The following is a 6,000-nucleotide window of genomic DNA, read 5'->3' on the forward strand; positions in this document are numbered from 1 at the left end:
TTAACTGCCGAGCTTATTAAAAAGCGCAGTGCTTGTTTTCAATCGGTTTTTCTAGCACTTCCCTATAACCAATTATTTTTATGCCATAATATTGTCAAAGGTTGTGCAAACTTCATCCGTTTTACATGACTATCGATAAGTATCTTTAATTAAAATAAGCCAACATCATGCCCCATATTTGTGTGTTATTAACGCTTTTTATTGTATCGTTTCACGCTAATGCTCATAGAGTGTTAGCTTATATTGAATTAGGTGAGCTCAACACTATTCAACTAAACGAACATAATCTATGGTCGAAAACGACACAGCTCGATCGTCCCCCTAGTTTTAAATTGTTAAAACAACTATATCAAAATGGCCAGCTTGTCCCTTCTACCCTTGGGAAAATGGGCGCCTATGCAACTAAAATTAAATTAGCTAATACTAAAGGAGAGAATGAAACTTGGTTTGTTAACCTGCATATCAACTATTTAGATGTAGGCACCGCTTACTGGGAGTCTGAGCAAGGCGATATTATTGAACTAGCGAGCTTTGGACAAACAAACAGTGAGAACCCCAAGCTGACACATTCACAAGTATTTTCACTGCCATTACGTGATGCAGAGAGTGGTACGCTTTGGATTTACATTCAGGCTAAAATATTTGCCATACCAGCAGATTTAAAGTTCGAAAGTCAAACTACCTTCTACCGTAGCCAATTTTTAATTAATAGCGCAACTTCGATTTCATTTACGGTCATGATGACACTGGCCTTAATTGCTTTTGTTATATACATAAGAACCAAGTATTTAGTGACATTAGCTTGCACCGCATACGTAGGTTTACATGCACTGGGTTGGTTTGCAGCCTCTGGCAGCTGGGGGCATTTATTTTCCGTTTCGAATTTTAATCCTGCATATATTGGCATGTTGATCTTCCCCTTTGCTATCGCTGCAGCTAGCCAATTCACACGCCTACTCTTTAACTGCCAGGAATATCATTTAAAGTTAGCAAAAATATTTAACTTACTGACCATCAGCTGTTTAGCATTTGGGATCTTGATGCCTTTTATCCCCTTTGCATTAAGTTACTTAATTTCTCACATCATCGCCATAATATGGGCCCCGCTCTGTATTGGCACAGGTTTTTACATGCTCAGTAAAAATGACTTCAGAGCAAAGTATTACTTAGCCGGTAATCTTTTATACGGATTAACATTGGTTGTTTATGTTATCTCTCATACTTATAAAATGGTATGGAACGTATCCCCCGAACTGGTTGTGCAACTTGCATTAACCTTTGATTGTATATGTATTCTTCTGTCTCTTTCAGAATGGTTACAAATAAAGCAAAAAGAGTTTCAACGTAGTTATATTACTTCTCGTATTGACCCATTAACGCAAATAGGTAACCGTTTCGCACAAAATGAAACCTTAGCTAACTTAACAGGGCACTACTGTCTTACGTTTATTGATCTTGATAATTTTAAGCAAGTTAATGATCAACTGGGCCATGAAGAAGGCGATCAAGTCTTAATTACCACGGTTGATCTAATACAGAAGAATTTACCGGGACTCGGGTCTTTATTTCGTTGTGGTGGCGATGAATTCATTTTAGTCGTGAGTCTTAATGGCTCACAAAATATAGAGACAACAATAATGCAGTTATCAGAAGCGTTATTAAAAGCTGAATTACAACTGAAAAAAAGAGGATGGGTAGATACAGGGCTTAGCTTTGGCACTGCAACGAGTTTTGAAACATCCAATCAATCTGAATGTTTATCTTTAGCTGATCAGCGAATGTATAAACACAAACAAGAAAAGAAAAAAACAACTGCAATAACTGCTTAGCACAACGGCCTGTTGAACTTTACCCTTTAAATGTTGTTCAACATAACGTGTTTTGAGCAAGGTAGGCGAAGGTAACTTAGTTATTCTTTTCCTCTGACGGATAGCAAAACGTCGTTTTGTATTGCGTACTGTTTGACGTAGTCAAATAAAGTAAGCTCAAAGCATGTTGTGTTGAAGCCGAAGGGCAACATTGGTTGCAAAAATTAACTTAAAATATCAACAGCCACCTAAAATGAAAACACCAGATATAATCTTATCTGGTGTTTTATCGATAACTTATACAGTTAGCAATTGATAGCTACGCACTCTTTAGCATCGCTGATCAGCACTTAACTACCAATCACACCGCCATTGTCTTTAGTGATCATTACAATCGTCGAACGGGGTTTGTTATTGCCCCCTTCCGGGAAGTGACCAGTGGGATGCTGTACACCCACAAACATCGTTTTTTGATCTTCTGAAAAGGTTAAACCTGTTATTTCACAGCCAATAGGCCCGGTTAAGAAACGACGAACCTCTCCAGTTTTAGGATCACCACACAACATTTGATTATTACCTTGTCCTGCAAAATCACCTTCGTTAGAGAAATTTCCATCGGTTTGAATCCATAAACGGCCCGCTTTATCAAAAGCGATACCATCAGGGCTGTTGAACATATTATCTTTATTGATGTTATTACTGCCTGCGTAAAGGTTATCAGAATGGACGGCAGGGTTACCTGCAATTAAATACAGATCCCATTTAAAGGTATTGCTAGTGTGATCGTGCTTCGTCGGTTGCCAACGAACAATTTGTCCATAATGGTTTGCTTCACGCGGATTAGGGCCACCGACTTCTTGGCCTGCTTTTTTACCACGATGTTTATTATTGGTTAACGTACAGAAAACATGTTTTTTATCAGGATGAACAGCAACCCACTCAGGGCGATCCATCGTAGTCGCACCAACTTGAGTTGCTGCGCGTCGAGCAAAGATCATCACTTCAGCTTGATCATTAAATCCATTCTCTTTTGTTAAACCGTTTTTACCATAAGTTAACTCAAGCCACTCACCATCGCCCTCTAGTTTATCCTGTTGCATTGAAAACTTAGCAACATACAAGGTACCTTCATCAAGCAAGTCACGATTAGCTTGTTTATTGTTTGCTTGGTATCTGTTTTTTGAAACAAATTTGTAGAGGTGCTCACCACGTTCATCATCCCCTAAATAAACCACAACATGACCATCTTCATTAACCATTAAGGCAGCATTTTCATGTTTGAAGCGACCTAATGCGGTGCGCTTGATAGGCGTTGAAGTGGGATCATTAGGGTCTATTTCAACCACCCAACCATGGCGATTTGGCTCATTGGGATTTTTAGATAAATCAAAACGTGGATCATGATTATGCCACTGATACTTGCTTTGTTTCGCCTTCAGTCCGTAACGCTGGTGATCATCAGTTAATGATGTCGGTTTTTCCGTACCAAAGAAAGCATTAAAGTTTTCTTCACAGGTTAAGTAAGTCCCCCATGGTGTTTCACCATTTGCACAGTTATTAAAGGTACCAAGTACCTTTTTACCCGTTGCATCAGCATCCGTTTTTAATAATGGATGACCCGCAGCAGGACCAGAGACGCGCATCTCAGTGTTAGCCGTAATACGACGATTCGCTTGGCCTTTTTTATCGATCGACCATTGTCTGCCCTTTTTCACTATTTCAACAATAGTGATCCCGACAGCAGCTTGAGCTTTAAGGACATCATCCTTAGTCATGCTGTTACCTTCATGGGCAAACAGGTATTTATAATTGGTATACTCATTATTAACGGCTAGAATAGCGCGATCATTTGATAACGGGAATATGCTCATACCATCGGTATTGTCGCCAAATTGTAATGCTTGATCAGCTGAATTTTGTTTACCATTGGCATTAAACGCAGGAGCATCGGCAAAAATAGGATCACCCCAAGCCATTAAATTGCTGTAGCTATAACCATTAGCAAGCGTTATCGTGTCGCTGGTTGAATTAGGAATGGCAGTGAAGTTTAATAACTGGCTATCTAAACTGCCCGCAATCGCTTGCGCAATTGGACTAGTTGCTAAGAATGCCCCAGCGCCTGCGACCGTTGCTCCCATCAAGAATTGACGGCGAGATAAACGCGCATTGACCATACTGCTAAAATCTGATTCCTTATCTAAGATATGCTTCATATCGCTTCCCTTTATTTCTATTGTAAAAGATTGAATGTAATGATGTTATTTCAGAATAACGGGGATTTATGACATGGATGTGACATATTGATAGTTGTAATAATCGTAGGCGAGGAATCTTAATTATGACCATTTACTCTAAAATGATGATAAATAATCCAAGATAGTATTTGGTCTCAGACACTCAAAAAGCAACTTGAATGCGATATCAATGGATAGCAAAATTGAAGGATGATTGCCTACCAATATGAATTCATGATACGCGTTTAACCATAGGATAACCGAGAAATTCAGTCAAAGCGCATGGTTTTATACAGAGAGAAATCGGGGAAACCGCAAATTTTCGGATAATTTAAACCTTCCTTCTGTTACAAAAATTACGTGGTTTCTAATTCAACTCATAATAGAAAATATCGGGCAATGAAACATTGAGGCGAGTAAAAACAACTAGTTATAAAATATAGTCTTTGGGTATCCCCGATTAGCTTTTTAAGCGCCTTGTTATGTTTTGCATTAGTTAAAACTGCCTTCAGCTCAATCATAGCCTCCACCATGGGCTCCACCCGATCCATTGGGGCTTGATGGTGGTGTAGAATCTTGTTTAGGACTTCCGGAAAATTGACCACCATTTGTCATGTGCATTGCTAATGGGATAAGAATACCACTTCCTATTATAACTATAATAGCCCCTGCTATATGCCCACTAAAAAACAAATAACCTATAAAAGCAATTAATGCCAAACCTAAAAATATTCTAATAACTCGCTTCATATAAAGATCCTTATTTAACAATATCACATGATGACATAATACGTCACAAAACAGGTGCTTACAAATAAAACATCAAATAAACAGCAATTACCCCATGAGAATATAATATTGAAACTACTGGATGAGAAACATAACGCCCAATTAAGTGGGCAAAAATTGTTGGCTATAATGTGTAGCGCAGCGAAACGTAGCCAACTGTTTTTATTCCGTTTAAAGAAGTGTGCTATTCGAGTATGCCATCTTCTACTGCAGTCTCTAATTTACCTTTCACGACACTCCAAATTTGCTCACTACCTTGCGAAATATCAACACTATTCAAAGCAAACACTTTTTCTTTAGGTATATTATTTTTCTTCCAGCTATGCCCTTCATCATTGATGTTATGAAGTAATGGAGGGATTCTGTCTATTGCTTTTGCATACTTTGCTTCAGGAGTTTCCGCTAGTTCACACTCATGCCACAATTCAAGGTACTCTGCTCTTTGTTCTTCAGGTAATATATTTAATACTCTATTAATGCATGCTTCTTCTTTACTCTTATTTTCAACAGTTCCACTGTTGTAAACAATTGTATCACCTACATCAATTTCACCCAGATCATGTACCAATAACATTTTGATTACTCTATTAATATCGATTGATTCATTAGAGTAGTCTTTAAGTAACAACGCAGATAAACACACATGCCAACTATGCTCTCCCGAGTTTTCATAACGTTCAAGTCCAACTGGTCGCGTCTTTCTCAGAACAGCTTTTAGTTTCTCAATTTCAACAATGAAGTCTAATATTTTTGCGATATCTTCCATAGATAAATAAATCCCCGAGGTACACTTAACGCCCGCTTAAGCGGACAAAAATTGTTGGTTATGATGTGGAGCGAAGCGGAACCTAACCAACTGTTTTTGTTCCGTTTAAATGCCTTGTATGGATAATTACCCCACCAAATAGTTACCTTTTAAACCCGTTTAGGTAAAGTGAGGCCCAAGCTTTGGCTGCAACCAAAGCCTTCTTATACAACAGTTCGGTAAATTGCAGGCTCCTCATTTGAGAGACCGTTAACAAGTGAGAACGTTGTATAGGACTCCAAGCATTAAACTCGAATAGTCAACTGGGCCTCGAGCCCGAATAGCAAGGCGGAGTCAGCTTATTATGAATTGCACAAACAATCAAAAAGAAATCACCATCGGTTTCGACCCAGGCCAGCGTCGT

Annotated in this window: 4 protein-coding genes; 1 reads left to right on the plus strand and 3 read right to left on the minus strand. The window is 38.7% G+C overall.

The genetic code is table 11. From position 1 onward, the window contains the following. Nucleotides 1-167: 167 nt before the first annotated feature. Nucleotides 168-1,829, plus strand: a complete 1,662-nt coding sequence (locus tag CW745_RS12600) for a diguanylate cyclase (RefSeq protein WP_101109035.1) — start codon at nt 168-170, stop codon at nt 1,827-1,829. Between the two features lie 329 nt (nt 1,830-2,158). Here CW745_RS12600 and CW745_RS12605 read toward each other — a convergent pair whose 3' ends face one another. The 3 genes from CW745_RS12605 to CW745_RS12615 form a co-directional block, all read right to left on the minus strand. Beyond that, the gene (locus CW745_RS12605; protein ID WP_101109036.1) at nt 2,159-4,021 is read right to left on the minus strand and encodes a PhoX family phosphatase; all 1,863 of its coding nucleotides are present in this window, start codon (nt 4,019-4,021) and stop codon (nt 2,159-2,161) included. Between the two features lie 534 nt (nt 4,022-4,555). Next, the gene (locus CW745_RS12610) at nt 4,556-4,792 is read right to left on the minus strand and encodes a hypothetical protein (RefSeq protein WP_101109037.1); all 237 of its coding nucleotides are present in this window, start codon (nt 4,790-4,792) and stop codon (nt 4,556-4,558) included. A gap of 223 nt (nt 4,793-5,015) precedes the next feature. Beyond that, the gene (locus tag CW745_RS12615) at nt 5,016-5,597 is read right to left on the minus strand and encodes an HD domain-containing protein (protein WP_101109038.1); all 582 of its coding nucleotides are present in this window, start codon (nt 5,595-5,597) and stop codon (nt 5,016-5,018) included. Nucleotides 5,598-6,000 lie beyond the last annotated feature (403 nt).

Source organism: Psychromonas sp. psych-6C06 (assembly GCF_002835465.1).
Taxonomy (GTDB): Bacteria; Pseudomonadota; Gammaproteobacteria; order Enterobacterales; family Psychromonadaceae; genus Psychromonas.

Bases quoted from the DNA above. Each gene is read 5' to 3' on its own strand.
- CW745_RS12600 (WP_101109035.1), top strand. From the start codon at position 168: ATGCCCCATATTTGTGTGTTATTAACGCTTTTTATTGTATCGTTTCAC.
- CW745_RS12605 (WP_101109036.1), bottom strand. From the start codon at position 4,021: ATGAAGCATATCTTAGATAAGGAATCAGATTTTAGCAGTATGGTCAAT.
- CW745_RS12610 (WP_101109037.1), bottom strand. From the start codon at position 4,792: ATGAAGCGAGTTATTAGAATATTTTTAGGTTTGGCATTAATTGCTTTT.
- CW745_RS12615 (WP_101109038.1), bottom strand. From the start codon at position 5,597: ATGGAAGATATCGCAAAAATATTAGACTTCATTGTTGAAATTGAGAAA.